We start from the raw sequence: 15,262 nt of genomic DNA on the forward strand, positions 1-15,262 counted from the left end.
AAAAAATCAAATTATCATTCGTATTATTAGAAAATTGCGAAATCACAAAGCCAACAGGGTTTTCCTATCTAAAGAAAAAATCACCCCATCTTCATGTTCCATTTACTGGTATCACAAAGGTCACTTTTGCAACTACCCATAAAAAAGAAGAAGGTCTTGGCATTTAATCCAAGTCCTTCTTCTTTTGATTCATTTAATTTTATAAACTTCTTTATATTTATTTTCAAGATACTTTATTAAATACTGAACATTCAGGCCCTCTCCTGTCGTTTCTTTCAAAATCTCAAGAGGCTTTTTTGTTTTTCCGTATTTATGTATCTTTTCATTAAGCCATTTCCTGATTGGAGCAATATCACCCGCTTCCAACAGGCCATCAAAATCAGGCAAATCTTTAAGCATCGATTGCTTGATTTGAGCTGCATACATATATCCCAATGCATAAGAAGGGAAATAACCAAAGCTGCCATCTGCCCAGTGTACATCTTGCAACACGCCCATGGCATCATTTTCAGGCACGATTCCCAAATAATCCTTATATTTTTCATTCCATACTTCCGGTAAATCCTTCACTTCAAGTTCTCCATTAAAGAGAGCCTTTTCCAGTTCATACCGAATCATAATATGTAGAGGATACGTCAGTTCATCTGCTTCAATACGGATGAACGATGGTTTTGATTCGTTAATGCCCCGGTAAAATTCATCCAGTGTCACATCTTTGAATTGTTCGGGAGCATATTCTTTTAATAAGGAGAATTTATTTTTCCAGAAGCTATGGTTCCGTCCAATGAAGTTTTCGAAAAACAATGATTGTGATTCATGGATTCCCATTGATGTCCCGCCATCGAGAAGTGTTCCAGTTAATTCTTCGGCGATATTCTGCTCATAAATGGCATGTCCGCATTCATGGATGGTACCAAAGATTGCCCCCCTAAAATCATTTTCATCGTATCGGGTCGTCACCCGGACATCGCCCCTGTTTATTCTAATTTCAAAAGGGTGAACTGTTTCATCCAGCCTGCCAGCCTTGAAATCGTATCCTAGCTGTTTTAAAATTTCCAAGTTAAGATGATGCTGTTTTTCTTTTGGAAATTCTTTATAAAGGAACGCTGTTTCAGGTCTATGTTCGCTTTCGGCAATCTGTTTTACCAATGGAACGATCCTCGCCCGAAGCTCACTGAATACGCTGTCAAGTATATCTACGGTCATGCCTGGTTCATACATATCTAAAAGGGTATTATATTTCGTCCCTTCATATCCCCAGTACTCTACGAACCTACGGGTATAAGCTACAATTTGCTCCAGATAAGGTTGAAATAATGAAAAATCTGCTTTTTCCCTTGCCTCTTCCCATGCACTTTCAGAACGCGATTGTAAAATGACGAATTCCTTATATTCGTTGGCAGGAATTTTCTTATTCCTTTCAAACTCTTTTTTACACTCTTGTACCATTTTATTCGTTGTTTCACTAAGAGTGGCTTTCTCCAGAGCAAGTTCTGCAATGAAGGATTCCATTTCTTTACTTGTGCTCATATTAAACACCTCGGAGGAAAGCACGCCGATAACTTCGGAACGCTGCTCGCCTCCCTGTTTCGGTGCACCTGTACGCAAATCCCAAAAAATTAACGCGAGAGCTTCATTATAGGCCGAGATTTTCTTTACATATTCTTTAAACTCTTTTTCTATCAGATTTATACCCTTTTTTTTCATATTCACTGCTCCTTCCAACTACACTTTACCATATTATACAAAAATCTTTCATATCAGAACCACTTCGATTTAAATTAAAACAAAATAAGAGCCAAGGGGCACCTTGGCTCTTATTTTGGATTGGACTTTAGTTAAAGCGTTACAGGAAGGATGGATACAATCTTCTCTTTCACCTGTTCCGAAAGATCCTTTTCAATCAAAATCTGGACTGTTCCCGAATCATTGCTCGTCCTGATCAAACGCCCTATTCCCTGGCGTAATCGAAGGAGCATGTATGGAAGATCCACTTCTTCAAATGCGTCAGTAACCGAGTTGCGTTTGGCCTCGAAAACTGGATCGCGTGGCGGGAATGGAAGGGAGTGTATCACTACATTTTGTAATGAAGGTCCTGGAACATCAAGCCCTTCCCATAAATGATAGGAGAAAAGGACAGATTGCTCATCCTCTTGGAACTTCTTAACAAGCTCACTGATTTCCGCTTCCCCTTCAAAATAAAATGGATAAGAAGATATTGGGCAGTTTTCCTTGAACCAATGCAATTCTTCTTTCGAATGAAATAACACTAGTGTTCGACCTTCATTTTCCTCGATTGTCTTCATCGTATATTGAAGTTTTGCCAATTGATCTCCACTTTCGAAGACCGGCATGTTCATTTTCATGACTTCATCGTAATCAAATGGTGATTCAACGGAGAAGCTGTCATACTTTTCTATCCCTAAACTATCTGCAATATATTGGAAGGATTTATTATCCGATAATGTTGCCGATGAAAAAATGTAAGGGATTTTTTTAGAGAATACCTGTTCAGACAAAATATCCTGTACAAGCCTTGGCATGATGACCAATGTTTTGGTCATTTCATTTTCTTCAAACCAGGAAACGGCCTGTTCATCCTTCACAAATAAAGAAAGGGAGTAGCCCAGCTGCTCTAAATATTCTTCCGTCACTTTTAAATCATAATCATTGATCGTGTACATTTCCGCTTCAAAAACAAGGTTCTCCTCTAACTCTTCAACCTTTTTGTGAAGCTTTTGGGCGAAGCTTGTAATTTCTTTGGACATCGGAATTTCATAACGATTAGATCCGCTGACATGTATCGCCTTTTCATCCAACAAATCAAAAAATTCTTCATTGATATCAATTAAATCCTCAATGATGTATAACGTTTCTTCACGAACCTGATTGGCTGTAAGCAATTCTAAAACCGAAGCAAGGGTCTGTTCCCCAACTTTATAAGTTAAAGCCTTTTGAGCAGCGAACTCCAATAGGTGACCTTCATCAAAGACAACGCAGCTATGATCAGGCAGCAATGGTAACTGTCCTTCACGCTTACGCTTTTCCTTAGTCCATACATGCTCCATGAAGAAGTCATGTGAACAAATGATCAAATCACTTGATTTTCGGTAGTGGTCCCGTGATAGGGTTTGCCCACAACGATGGCGTTTATCACAAGTAAAACAGTTTTGGAGCTGATCCCAGCCAACTTTAGACCAGTCTTCATCATTTAAATATGGATACTGTTTACGGTCTCCATATGCTGTATAGGCGTTCATGGATGAGTTATCATGGACAAACTTGGGAAGTTCATCATATAGTTGATCTATTCCCTCTGAATCTTCATGATTCACTGCGTAATCCAATTTCTTAAGACATACATATTGATCGTGATACTTGGCAAGCCTAACATCCACTTCAATGCCTAAAGCATTCTTGATTTTTTGGATGTCGCCTTCCTCTTTGACAAGCTGTTCAATCAACGTTTCATCCGCACACGAAATAATTGCAGGTTTATTCGTATATCTCGCATAACAAATCGCATATAGTAAATAGACCAAAGTCTTACCGGTCCCTACCCCTGCTTCAGCAAAGCTTACATTCTTTTCTTTAAAGGCTTTTTCTAACTGAAAAGCCATGAAGATTTGTTCGTCACGCAGCTCAAATCCTTTTTCGGGAAGAATATCGTAAAAAACATCACCGATCCATTCTGAAAGCTTATCGTAAAAAGAATCTTCCTTTGTTACCGAAAAAGGCAGTGTTTTAAGCATCATGGTCTCCCCTTTTATCTATCATCAGTATATAGTATCCGAATCATTATAATCTTAAGCAAAAGTATATTATCCTTTATTTCACATTAATAGTCAAGATATTTACCAACCATCCGAAATGAAGCGTATTATGTCTGTTTTTCTATGTATGCTGTCTGGTTGCCCGATTCGTAAAATAAAAGACAGGCTCCAAAAGAGAGCCTGTCTGTAAATAATATAGGGTTGAATTAAGCTTTGTTTACGTTTGATGCTTGTGGTCCACGTTGACCTTGTTCTACATCAAATGTAACGTCTTGGCCTTCTTCAAGTGTTTTGAAACCTTCGCCTTGGATAGCTGAGAAATGTACGAATACATCGTCTCCACCTTCACGTTCGATGAATCCAAAACCTTTTTCTGCGTTAAACCATTTTACTTTACCTTGTTCCATTTTTGTTGCCTCCTAGTGTGTTCTCCACACATTATATTACTATCCTTGCTCAAAAGAATATTAAGGTATTCCTTAAATCTGAACAAAAATAATTCATTATTAGAATAACAGAAAAGGAAATGATAAGCAAGACTGGAACCTATTATGAATAAATCGTCCTGACCATCAAAATCCTCCATTATATTCTACCTACTTATTCACCTTGAGGCTGTCTTGGCGGCCTTTTCCCCCAATATTGATAAAGGTCTGCACGGATGAAACCATTGAAAAGCTTCCTTTTTTTCGTTGCAGGCTTACCGTAATGCTGTTCGAAGTCAGGATTGGAGGTAATCATGTATACTGACCATGTATCAAGCTTCTTGAAGGCTTGGCCCATTTCTCTATACATCTGCTCAACCTCTTTTTTCTCACCAAGACGTTCTCCATAAGGCGGGTTCCCGACAATGACACCATACTCTTTCCTTGTCGAGATATCCCTCACTTGCATTTGTTTGAATTCAATCAGATCACCAAGACCGGCTTCAAAACTATTCTCTTTAGCTATATCGACCATTCGATGGTCAATATCACAACCGGTTATGTCCAAGTACTGATCATAATCGGCTAAATCTTCAGCTTCAATCCGTGCTTCATCCCAAACCTTGCTGTCCATCCACGCCCAGGTTTCAGATACGAATTCCCTGTTAAACCCAGGTGCTATGTTCTGCCCAATTAAGGCTGCCTCGATGGGAATCGTTCCAGATCCACAAAATGGATCTATGAAAGGTTTATCCGGTTTCCAATTGGTCAGCATGATTAACGCAGCTGCCAATGTTTCTTTAAGGGGCGCCTCCCCCTGATCTGTCCGATATCCTCTTTTATGCAAACCTGCTCCTGAAGTGTCCATGGTAAGTGTCACTAAATCTTTCAAGATAGACACTTCAATTTTAAACAAAGGACCAGTCTCTGCAAACCAAGACACTTGCTTATATTTACTTTTCAATCTATCAACAATCGCCTTTTTGACAATAGCCTGACAATCAGGAACACTGTAAAGCTTTGACTTAACGGATTTTCCACTCACAGGGAACTCTACATCGGCTGATAAGTAATCTTCCCAATTCAATGCCTTTGTTTTTTCAAACAACTCATCAAATGAATATGCTTTAAATTCCGCGACTTTAATTTTCACCCTATCGGCACTGCGCAGCCATAAATTAGAGCGGGCAATGGCGGATTGGTCGCCTTTATATGTGATTTTACCATTTTCGACTTGACAATCGTAACCAAGATCCCTAACCTCCTTGGCAACAATTGATTCCAATCCCATTGCTGATGTTGCGATAATATCGAATTGTTTCATTAATCTTGCACCTTCTTTCCATTAATCCAAATCAATGTCACCTTTTCCGGAATTTCTTCATTTATGTATTTAAGAATCAGGCATTGATTTTTTACATGTAAACCTTATTTTAAAGGTCCACCGCTTTTTTATATTTCAGTTAAAATTCTTCATTGTTTGCTTAGCTTATTTCATGATCATGTAGCGAGAACATTCAATAATTAAATAAAACACTACTCAATTATCCATGTACCTTAAGATACACGCAGCAATCATATGATTGAAATCATCAAAACCAATTATGTATGCTTCCCATTCATTATCCTGAAATTTGAAGTTTTCGAAGAGTTAAGGAACCTTTAAAAATAGGATACCCAGAATAAAGGAAATGCTTTACATTCCGACACTATTTTTTAAAACGATTCCGACTGACTTCATCCAAACCCATTTTTCTTTCCGCTTGCACTTTTCGAAACGGAATGAAAAACTTGCCAAGTTCTTAGTTTAACACAGCGGTGTTTCAGAAAACGAAAAATAAATGGAAATGCCCAATCTTTTTATAATCAGGCAATCTCCATAAACAAAAACTCCCCTTTTAAAAGGAGAGTTGTGCTTTTGGTGTAATATGATAACGTTCTGTAAGCCATGTTTTGTTCCTCAGTACTGCAAGCGACTCGCGTCTCGTACTTCGGCGGTAATCATCTATCTACAGAAGCATATGCTTCTGTCCTTCTCCTCGTTCAATTCCAAGGAAGAAAGCGCCCCTACCATTAATTTGGGTTTCTCGCTCGTGGGGTTTACCTCGTTCCACCCTTTACATTTCTGTAAAGGCTACGTCACTGTGGCACTTTTATAGGTATTCATGCCATATCCAAAAGGACTTAGGCATTTTCCCAGCCGTCAGCAATCCAAGATTGCTGCCCAAGCTTATTTTTTCGCCAGGCACGAACACTACGGACATCGCAGTCCGTGCGAGCATGGACTTTCCTCTACTGCATAAATGCAGCAGCAATTACCCAAACGTTAACATAACATAATTGATTATACTCCATTACTCATGAAAAAACAATACCAAAATAATTTTCACTTTTACAATGCAAAATCTCAGTCAAAAAGCTTGTTACCAAAAACATGCTTTTCCAAGTTGGATAACCGTTTAAGGATATCAAAGTTAGTGGTTCCCGGAGTGGCACTTGGAGCAGGTTGATTTGGACGTTTTGTACTCTCTTCTGCGGCTTGTTTTTTCAATTTAAGATTTTCTTGTTTTAGATCTTCGATTTCCTGATGGAACACTTCATAATCTTTAATGATCAGATCCAGGAATTGATCCACATCTTCAGGTTTATAACCGCGCATGGCTGTTTTAAAATCTTTTTCAAGAATATCTTTAGCCGTTAATTTTATCTTATCGGATAGCATAAGACTTCACCTCAATACTTTCGCCAATACAATCGACTTTTTATTATTTTTTCAAATCTGCTTGGGTTTGTCAACGAAACACCTTTTTGTATGCATACTGTTTAGTGAACGATATGTATTCCCATTAAATCTGTATCTAAATTTCATAATAATATGATTATGCTTTAGAAACAACTTTTAATCCATAATTATTTTCACTCCATCATTCTTCGGACCAGCTTGCTTCTTCCGCAGCCAGTTGCAGATCATCAAAGTTTATCTGATAGATGGGGTATGGCTGTGTTTCGGCTTTTTTCATCGCCTCGAAATAAGGATATCGGGATGATCCTTCTTTTTCTGCTTCGAAAATGATGAGCATGGCATCGCTTTTATGGACCATATACCTATTTTTGATTTTCAGCTGTTGTGGCCCTTCATATGGTTTATTGAAAATGGACTCAACAAAATCGGCACGGGCCAATATGGATCGGTAATAGTCTTGATTCGTCTCGTTCCAAGACTCTTCCTGTTTCAGGAAAGGAGTAAGTACCCCTAATTTAAGCTGAGGATATTCCTCCTGTAATTCGAACACTACTTCTGCACCCCATAGTTCCGTACCCAACTGACCTGAGATGATCACCCATTCCAGCCCATCTTCCGCCAATGGAAGGAGACGCTGCTTCATCGCTTTCTTTATATATTTTACGGCTTCATGGTCATTTTTGAATATCCCGAATTCAAAAGCCTTATAGCCCGTCATATACAAAACCTTCATCGCTTGGCTAATCTCCTTTTAACATGATTATGTAAGAAAACAAGGGCTTATAAGCCCTTATTTTTTAATATCCGAAATGTCCAGGCGGACAGCATGGGTTTTGCGGCGGCCTTCCACAAATCAAGTGTTGATTATAGCACTCGTTCACCACGGATTGAGTATGCGGGAAATAATGTTTAAACGTGTTCACATGTTTATTGACATTTGTAGTATGTGATGGATGAACGACAGGAACCACTGTGTTCGATACATTCGTATTGACAAATTGCTGTGTCGGAGAGACTTGCGCTGGGGCAACTTGAGATGGAGATGTTTGTGTTGGACCATATTGCGCTGGTGACACAGCCGATGGACCATATTGCGCTGGTGACACAGCCGATGGACTATAGGCTCCCATTACGTTAGACTTTTTACCGGTTGATGCGCCCATTACGTTGTGGGGGTGTTTACCGGTTGATGCGCCCATTACGTTGTGGGGGTGTTTACCGGTTGATGCGCCCATTACTCCAGGTGCGTTCCCGTATGCTCCCATTACATTGTTGGATGCTCCCATTACATTGGGCTTATTTCCTCCACAATTACGAAAATACATTTATAATACGTCCCCTTTCATCATGATAAGTTTAGTCTTACCATTACAGACTATGAAAAAAAGGGGATACGTGTACTGATGAAATGACCTAATTATACAGAATAAGTATAAAACGATGTATGGCTGTCGATAAGTACACTATTATATTAATGCTATCCCTTCAAATGTACTGAGGGTAATTTTCTATAAAAAGGAATAGAGACTGTCTTTTAATGAAGTAAATAAAACAATTGTTAAACAAAGGACAACAAAAAATAGAAATAAAGTCGTTTTATACATTTCTTCGCTCCACTTTCACCTTGAATTTATGATGTAAAGGAATGAAATGAACGCTTCAGAATTTCACCCTCAACTCTTTCCATTTTACACATAATAGTTGAAGGCTACAATAATTGTATACATATTTTTTATTTTCAGCCTTTTGCACTAAAAGACCAATTCAATTCCCATATATTATATAGAAATACCCTTAGATTGCTCTTTCTTTTCGAGTCGATGGATCCTCTTTTCCAATTCCGATTGTTTTTTCCCTGGCAGGTTCCCTTCGCTCACCATCTCTTGAAGTGCGATTATTGAACATTTTAGAGCAAGACCGACATCCTTAAATTGATGTTCATATAATTTTGCACATTCAATCTGTGCCTGTATCCTTATTTGCACATTTCCTTTTAAGGCGGCTTCCTTCCAAATTTCCAAAGCTTCATTGAATAGTTTTTGCTTCTTTTTCTGGAAGGCTAAGGCATGGCCAGCGATTATCCGATCTTCCTCATTTCCTGCTTCCAATATTTTTTGATATGTCTCAACTGACTCCTCTTTTTTTCCCAAATAAGCGAGCCATCGTGCAATTTCCATGGACTCTTCCGTATATCCATCGATTTGGAGGATTTTTCGGGATAAATGAATATACAATGTGATCAGTGATAAGATATCCAATTCATTATGCTTCATGATTCCAAACAGAATTTCCGGATTCTTCCTCTCAACAAAATCAAAATAAATCATCGGCGCCAAATATCCAGGAATATCATCCTCCCTATAAACACCTAGAATATCGGTTTCGACTGCTGATAATTTCACTCGTTCCAATTTGTTTTTCCAAAGGCGTCTTGAAGCATGATATAAATCGAAATGTCCGAATTCCGGTAGTTTTGGTACATGCTCTTTTATCAAGGTATGTCTGGTTTTTAGCTGGGGCCAATCAAAGGATTTACCATTATATGTGACAAGCGTTTCGTAATTGATGTTTTCCAGAAAGCTTTGATAAAGCGGGATTTCACTTCCAGGCTGCGGAAGGATATGTTGCTTCACGACTACTTCTTCACCTTCTAAATATGCATAGCCAAGTAAAAAAATGGTATTGCCAGCTCCGCCTCCAAGCCCTGTTGTTTCCGTATCGAAGAAAAACAGATCTTCACTTTTAACGCCCCTAGCGGATAGTGGATGCTCCAATTTAGTTTGATTCCACTCTTTTACAACCTTTTTCAGCTCGGAAAATGCATATAACCCGTGTTTGTGATTTATAGGGTAGCGGACTTCCCTAATGAAACAATAGTCACCATCGAAATGAAAGGAAACGGTATCGTTCTCCAGCCACTTTTCATAGTAAGGAATTTCTTCATTATCTGTTCGGTCATCTTCTTTTACAGGAGAAGGATGTTCCCCTAGGTTCATATGCGTTTTCATACGGTTCAATTTATTTTTTAAGGACATAAAATTACACCTCTTTTCACTTATCACTGCGATCTATTAATGTTTTTGCTTACAAAATTGACCCAATAATTGTTTGGCATCATTCTTGGCTGTTTTCGTTGCGGATTCCGTCCCGATACAGGAAGGACAGCCGCTTTCACAAGCGCAATTTTCGATCATTGATATTGTTTCAAGCAGAATGACTTCAGAGTTTTCATATACTTTATCACTTAACCCTATCCCTCCCGGATAACTATCATAGATAAAAATGGTCGGTTTTTCATTATGTGCTGCCTTAACCTGCGGATAAACATGAATATCATGCGGATCGCACATAACATGTAGCGGAATCATGTAATTAAGAGCATGGGAGGCACCTATCATTCCTTGTTCTATCCGATTTTCGTCCCACTTAAATATATCGGGATTCATGGAAAGCATGGCTGAACTCGTGTGCAGTTCCATTTCCGGGAGACTGATTGGTCCTGAACCAATATTCTCATGAGTTTCAAATTTGATTTTTTTGAAGATCGTAGGCATCGCTCGGATTGCGACATCACCAAAAGCAGCTGCTGTGGAAGCGAAAGTTCGCTGTTTATCTACTTCCAATACAGACAACTGAACAGCAAGGTTGGCATCCGTATAATAGTCCACATTGACTTCACGTACATAAGCTTTCTTTTCATCCCAATCAAGTTCTTCCACCTGAAATTGAATTCCCTGGTGCAAATAAATGGCTTCATCGTGGAGGAGGGTCATTGCACTGAACGTATCCATTTCCCCTATGACCCGATTAACCGGTGCATTCGTTTGGTCGATGATCACGACATTTTCCTGTGCCGCTGAACGCAGGCTGATATTGCTTGCGGGGAAAGCATCATTCATCCAATGCCATTTGTCGCCATTTAAGTGTAAGACCCTTTCTTCCGTAAGGAATTCAAGAACGTCCATAATCTCTGTTTTCCCAAAGGTATCGCCTTTTTTAAATGGAAGCTCATATGCTGCACATTTTACATGATCAACCAAGATCAAAAGATTATCCGGATTGATTCTTGCAGTTTCTGGATTTCTGGTAAAGAAATATTCGGGATGCTGTACGATATATTGATCTAGGGCACTAGAACTGCCGACCATGACGATCAATGCTTCACCATGCCTTCTACCTGCTCGTCCCGCCTGTTGCCAGGCACTCGATATGGATCCAGGGTAACCAGTCATTATGCAGACCTGAAGCTGGCCGATATCGACGCCCAACTCAAGTGCATTTGTGGAAACCACTCCATAAATGGAACCATCCCTGAGTCCTTGTTCAATTTCTCTGCGCTGTGTTGGAAGATATCCACCGCGATAGCCCCTGATCGACTTTGGCCCCAATTGCTTTGACACAAGTTCCTGTAAATATGTCAATAGAATTTCCACACGAACCCTGCTTCGCGCAAAAACGATCGTTTGAATTTTATTTTTCAAAAATTCATTTGCCAGTTTCCTGACTTCCAAAACCGCACTCCTTCGTATGTTCAGCGGCTTATTTACTATTGGGGGATTGTAAAACACAAAATGCTTTTTACCACTTGGGGCTCCGTTATTATCGATTAGGACCATTTGTTTTTCCGTGAGCTCTTCTGCCAACTCTTTTGGGTTATTTATCGTAGCGGATGTACAGATGAATACAGGGTCGCTTCCATAAAACTTGCAAATCCTTTTTAACCTTCTTATGACGTTGGCTGTATGACTTCCGAAAACGCCGCGGTAAATATGAAGTTCATCGATTACCACATACTTCAAATTTTCAAACAAAGAGACCCATTTCGTATGATGGGGCAGGATTCCGGAATGGAGCATATCAGGATTGGTGATCACGATATGCCCTGCCTGGCGGATTTTTTGCCTGATATTTGAAGGTGTGTCCCCATCGTATGTATAACTATTTATCTCAGCATCCATTTCATGAATCATTTCATTCAATTCGCTCTTTTGATCATAACTCAGCGCTTTTGTCGGAAAAATATAAAGCGCCCTAGTTTTCTCATCTTCCAGTATTTTTTGAAGGACCGGCAAATTATAGCATAATGTTTTTCCAGAAGCTGTAGGTGTGACCGCTACAAGGCTATTGCCACTGACAGCAGTATCAAATGCAGTTGCCTGATGGGTATACAATCCATTTATCCCCCGTAATTCAAGAGCATGCTTGATTTTATCATTCATTGCATCCGGAAAAGGTACATGTTTTGCCTCTTTTGCTTCAATTACTTGCCAATGTACTATATTATCTTTAAAATCCTCATTTGTTTTTAAATCATTGATGACTTCTTGTAAATTTTTTCGCAGTTTCATATGACCACCCCATACTCCTATTCTACCGAATGAACGTTCTATGCAAAAGGGAAACTATTTCCTTTTCAAAAAAAAAAGCCGGAAACGTCACCATCTCGTTTCCAGCTCAGTCTTTTTTCATTTAATTCTTCTCGACAAAGCGAATGATTTCTTCGATTAGCCTGCTTGGAGCTTCCAACATTCCCATATGGCCGCTGCCCTTAAGTATAACTTCTTTGATATGGCTCCCTTTTACAGAAAAGGTTTTGTCAACGGGAATCACCTTATCCTGTTCACCTGCAACCAATAGGACTGGCAACTTCGTATCTTTGAGTACATGATTTCTGTCGATTCTGTTCCTCATGGCATGTAAAGACCCTATTGCACCAATTTCACTTGTTTTATATCCGATTTCCTTTATATGGTCAATATTGGGATCATCGGAATTAGCGAAAAGCTTTGGTATAAGTCCGTCAATGAAAGCGGGGATTCCCTCACTTTCAATTTTCTCGACAGATTTTAAGCGCCCCGCCTTTCCAGTCTCATCGTCAGGGAAAGCGGTGGAATGTACCAATGAAAAACCAGACAATTTCCCAGGAAACCTTTCTGCGAATGCCAAGGTGATATATCCCCCAAGCGAATGACCAAACATATAGACCTGTCCGATTTCCAGTTCTTCCAGAAATGACGCAATATCAGCAGCCATATCTTCAATCGAGAAAGATCCCTCAATTTCCTCACTTGCACCATGCCCCCGTAGATCAACGGCAATAATCCGGTATTCACCCTTTAATTCAGCAATGATGTCACTCCAATATTCATGGCTTCCGCAAAACCCATGGATAAACAACAATGTTTCATTACCTTTCCCGGTATCTATGTAGGAAAGCTTGCCATCTGTCATATTAATCCCTCATTTCCTTTACTAATCATTCAGTAACGTTATTCCCTATAGACCTGTATCTGAAACCCAACAGTGCATTCACATTTCTTCATTCCTCACATAGCCTATAGGCAAAGGAATTTTTTAGAAAGGAGCACCGTGATGACCTCTTCTGAAAAAAATAATAATCGGAATCGAATAGAACCCTTTACCCATTTCATTAACAAAATGGATCGGCTGTTTTCCGAGAGGCCCCCTAAAGGCATGCTGCAATCTCTTGACGAGTTCTTCGGTTCGGCGAAAGAACGCAGCTTTCCGGTTGATGTTCACGAAACGCATTCAGAATATACCCTTACTGCCACCTTGCCCGGAATTGCACGCAGTCAAATATCAATTGATGTACTGTCCCATGCCGTAACCATATCTGCAAAGCATGAAGATAGAAAGCATAAAAATCAAGGATTGTTCCAAAAGGAAGTTTCAGCCGGTACTTTATCAAGAACCATTTCCTTTCCAAAGCCGATTGATGAAGCAAATGTGACCGCGCGACATCGCGATGGCATCCTCACGCTTAACCTACCCAAAGTCAGAGGGAATCGGATTGAAATTCATTAGGCATGAAAAAAAGCAGACTTAAAAAAGTGGCTGGTCACTTATAAGTCTGCTTTTCCTTTATTCACCATCTAAGCTTTGAAGAAGCCCCCTACTCCTTTGACCATTGAAGATACTTGAGAAACAGTATTCATCATTTGTCCGGCTGTATTCATCATCTTCGTTATATCCATGGAGCCATCTTGTGTTTTGAATTGATTCATGACCGATTTGAAACCCGATGGCTGGGGTTTTTGCATGAACTGCTGCTTAGGATATGGATTATGGGCCTGCTGCTGACTTTGCGGAGGTCTTTTAGCTGGCTGTAACGGATTGGCGAACGGACTAAAAGCTTGCGGCTGTTGATTGGACTGGATTGGGTGCATTTGTGCCATTGGCTGCATTACACTGTTGCCCGGATAAGCACCCACAGGCATCGCCTGCTGCTGGACTTGTTGGAATGGATGATAGGCCGCCTGCTGATAAGGATCATGATATGGCGTCATATAGCCCCCTGTATCCTGGAGATGATATGGATACGTAAATGATTGTTCAAGATTATGATTATTTGGCGGAGGATACGGCATTGGCTGTTGGTACCCTCCCCAATATTCCGGCATTGGTTGAGGAAACTGTCCTTGATTTGGAGAGATTTGGTTAAAACCGGATCTCATCATGTCAATGAGCCCTCCTCTTTTTTCATTACATGGTTCTGATAATATATGAAAAAAGAGGTAATATAGTTCAGGTGTTTTTATGATAAAATCCGATCGATTTCCGTTTTTACATTATTAAGGATGAATTCGACCGATTGGACGTGGCTTTTAAATCGCTTATAACTTGTTTTAGGAAAAAATGCCTGAACGGCCACATCAGAAAGGTTATGGGCGGTTTGTTCGATTTGCTCGGGGAAAAGATGCCTGAATTCGGTTTCTTTCATCCACTCCTTCATTCCGGTTTCCCATTCGATGCATGCGGTCCTGACCAGGTCTGCAAACGGCTTGACTTCCAAAAAGAAATCCTTTTCCTTTCCTTCCTTGCGTACACCCTCATAAATCTCATCCGCTTTGACCGTATATTGTATTAATTGTTCTGTTAATAGCTGCATTTTTTCTTTTTGCACATTAAATTCCTCCGTACAATTGTTTCCCTAAGTATAATCCAGTTCTTTATAAAATGATATTCCTCCGGCTTATACGGGCAATTCCGTGAAAACCTTGTGCTTTATCATTCTTTTTTCCGGGACAATGGAAAAGGAGTGGTTTGGACCTTCAGCATTTACCCAATAATCCTCGGCTTTCTCAATGGCTTCCTGGGCTTCATTAACTAATGTATATTGCTCCGCCCATAGTTTGCACCGCACTGTATTTACAGTTTCCCCATATGAAATTTCCAAACGATCCAGGCTGGTACTGATCTCAGCTATCATCCTTAATATCTCTTCTGTTGCGACACTTTTATTGACCATGCTGATCCCTCCCATTCTTTACCTGTACTATTCTTTTTTTTATCTGAAAGCC

At 39.7% G+C, this 15,262-nt stretch carries 14 protein-coding genes and 1 other RNA gene; 1 reads left to right on the forward strand and 14 read right to left on the reverse strand.

Annotation, left to right across the window (positions count from 1 at the left end; translation table 11 throughout):
- Positions 1-189 precede the first annotated feature (189 nt).
- The 11 genes from J7J00_RS06885 to J7J00_RS06935 form a co-directional block, all read right to left on the reverse strand.
- Positions 190-1,707, reverse strand: a complete 1,518-nt coding sequence (locus tag J7J00_RS06885; protein ID WP_214789192.1) for a carboxypeptidase M32 — start codon at positions 1,705-1,707, stop codon at positions 190-192.
- Positions 1,708-1,838: 131 nt separating this feature from the next.
- Positions 1,839-3,755, reverse strand: coding sequence for an ATP-dependent DNA helicase (locus tag J7J00_RS06890; RefSeq protein WP_396020499.1), 1,917 nt, complete (start codon positions 3,753-3,755; stop codon positions 1,839-1,841).
- A 224-nt stretch (positions 3,756-3,979) separates the two neighbouring features.
- The gene (locus J7J00_RS06895; RefSeq protein WP_034307871.1) at positions 3,980-4,180 is read right to left on the reverse strand and encodes a cold-shock protein; all 201 of its coding nucleotides are present in this window, start codon (positions 4,178-4,180) and stop codon (positions 3,980-3,982) included.
- 193 nt (positions 4,181-4,373) lie between these two features.
- Positions 4,374-5,522: a THUMP domain-containing class I SAM-dependent RNA methyltransferase gene (locus tag J7J00_RS06900; protein WP_214789198.1), complete on the reverse strand. Its 1,149-nt coding sequence runs from the start codon at positions 5,520-5,522 to the stop codon at positions 4,374-4,376.
- A gap of 613 nt (positions 5,523-6,135) precedes the next feature.
- Positions 6,136-6,525, reverse strand: an RNA gene (rnpB, locus tag J7J00_RS06905) — RNase P RNA component class B.
- A gap of 80 nt (positions 6,526-6,605) precedes the next feature.
- Complete coding sequence (gpsB, locus tag J7J00_RS06910) at positions 6,606-6,920, reverse strand: cell division regulator GpsB (RefSeq protein WP_098370729.1); 315 nt, start codon at positions 6,918-6,920, stop codon at positions 6,606-6,608.
- A 202-nt stretch (positions 6,921-7,122) separates the two neighbouring features.
- Complete coding sequence (locus tag J7J00_RS06915; protein ID WP_214789201.1) at positions 7,123-7,674, reverse strand: SLOG family protein; 552 nt, start codon at positions 7,672-7,674, stop codon at positions 7,123-7,125.
- A 64-nt stretch (positions 7,675-7,738) separates the two neighbouring features.
- Positions 7,739-8,266 (reverse strand): CotD family spore coat protein, encoded by a 528-nt coding sequence (locus tag J7J00_RS27935; protein ID WP_286201220.1) that lies wholly within the window; start codon positions 8,264-8,266, stop codon positions 7,739-7,741.
- Positions 8,267-8,719: 453 nt separating this feature from the next.
- Entirely contained in the window at positions 8,720-9,976 is a 1,257-nt protein-coding gene (locus tag J7J00_RS06925; RefSeq protein WP_214789205.1) for a ribonuclease H-like domain-containing protein, read from the reverse strand.
- Between the two features lie 36 nt (positions 9,977-10,012).
- Positions 10,013-12,289 (reverse strand): DEAD/DEAH box helicase, encoded by a 2,277-nt coding sequence (locus tag J7J00_RS06930; protein ID WP_214789207.1) that lies wholly within the window; start codon positions 12,287-12,289, stop codon positions 10,013-10,015.
- A gap of 121 nt (positions 12,290-12,410) precedes the next feature.
- A complete protein-coding gene (locus J7J00_RS06935) occupies positions 12,411-13,172 on the reverse strand; it encodes an alpha/beta fold hydrolase (RefSeq protein ID WP_214789211.1) in 762 nt (253 codons plus the stop codon).
- Between the two features lie 141 nt (positions 13,173-13,313).
- Between J7J00_RS06935 and J7J00_RS06940 the strand changes: the two genes are divergently transcribed.
- On the forward strand, positions 13,314-13,766 hold the full coding sequence (locus tag J7J00_RS06940; protein ID WP_214789214.1) for an Hsp20/alpha crystallin family protein: 453 nt from the start codon (positions 13,314-13,316) through the stop codon (positions 13,764-13,766).
- Positions 13,767-13,834: 68 nt separating this feature from the next.
- On the opposite strand, the gene J7J00_RS06945 is transcribed toward J7J00_RS06940, so the two are convergent.
- The 3 genes from J7J00_RS06945 to J7J00_RS06955 all read right to left on the reverse strand — a co-directional run bounded on the left by J7J00_RS06945 (position 13,835) and on the right by J7J00_RS06955 (position 15,210).
- Positions 13,835-14,419 carry a YppG family protein gene (locus J7J00_RS06945; protein WP_286201221.1) on the reverse strand — a complete coding sequence of 195 codons (585 nt, stop codon included), beginning with the start codon at positions 14,417-14,419 and terminating at the stop codon, positions 13,835-13,837.
- Positions 14,420-14,496: 77 nt separating this feature from the next.
- Positions 14,497-14,865 (reverse strand): YppE family protein, encoded by a 369-nt coding sequence (locus tag J7J00_RS06950; protein ID WP_214789217.1) that lies wholly within the window; start codon positions 14,863-14,865, stop codon positions 14,497-14,499.
- A gap of 69 nt (positions 14,866-14,934) precedes the next feature.
- Positions 14,935-15,210 carry a hypothetical protein gene (locus tag J7J00_RS06955; protein WP_098370736.1) on the reverse strand — a complete coding sequence of 92 codons (276 nt, stop codon included), beginning with the start codon at positions 15,208-15,210 and terminating at the stop codon, positions 14,935-14,937.
- Positions 15,211-15,262: the final 52 nt, after the last annotated feature.

Source organism: Bacillus sp. ISL-4, from assembly GCF_018613275.1.
GTDB classification, from domain to species: Bacteria; Bacillota; Bacilli; order Bacillales; family DSM-1321; genus Peribacillus; species Peribacillus simplex_E.